Source organism: Pseudomonas californiensis, assembly GCF_021147775.1.
GTDB lineage: Bacteria > Pseudomonadota > Gammaproteobacteria > Pseudomonadales > Pseudomonadaceae > Aquipseudomonas > Aquipseudomonas californiensis.
In genome coordinates, this window is record NZ_JAGTPK010000145.1 from 1 (window position 1) to 536 (window position 536).

The following is a 536-nucleotide window of genomic DNA, read 5'->3' on the forward strand; positions in this document are numbered from 1 at the left end:
ACCAGGCCCCACACCCAGGACAGCAGAAACGTCGCAGCAACACCGAAGACCAAGCCGCCCATCAGCAATCCCACCATCGGCATGATGGGGATGTTCCAGAACATCGCGGGCCGACTCATCGCGTTGTAGCTTGGGGAAACCTCTTTTTTGAGCACTTCGTTACTGGCCATAAGCGCTCCTGGTCAACCCGGCACGCCGGTGCCGAATACCTGCCAAGCCGCTGTGCCGAGGAGTACAGACCCACCAACGACCAGCAGTACGCCAACCTGCTCTAAGTAGTCCATGAAGGTGTGAGATCGGTCGCCTGTAGAACGGGCAATCAGCCATTGGGCACCTGACCAGATCAGGCAAACCAGGCCCAAGGTGCCCGCCAAGGTGTAGAGGCCCAGGCGGATATTGCTGCCCCACTGGTTCAGCGTGCTGAGCCAGTCAGCGGAGGCGATGCCGGGCAGGCAGGCTACGGCCACCAGCAAAATGCAGAGTTCGCCTTTGTTGGGCACAAGGGTACGTTTGATCATCATTGATCCTCTTTGGGG

At 59.1% G+C, this 536-nt stretch carries 1 protein-coding gene and 1 pseudogene; both read right to left on the bottom strand.

Annotated features, from left to right (window positions below):
- A pseudogene (locus KDX37_RS29350) lies at nucleotides 1-170 on the bottom strand (conjugal transfer protein); the annotation flags it as partial.
- Between the two features lie 12 nt (nucleotides 171-182).
- Nucleotides 183-518, bottom strand: a complete 336-nt coding sequence (locus tag KDX37_RS29355; protein WP_031599242.1) for a hypothetical protein — start codon at nucleotides 516-518, stop codon at nucleotides 183-185.
- Between the last annotated feature and the right edge of the window lie 18 nt (nucleotides 519-536).

Bases quoted from the DNA above. Each gene is read 5' to 3' on its own strand.
- KDX37_RS29355 (WP_031599242.1), bottom strand. From the start codon at position 518: ATGATCAAACGTACCCTTGTGCCCAACAAAGGCGAACTCTGCATTTTG.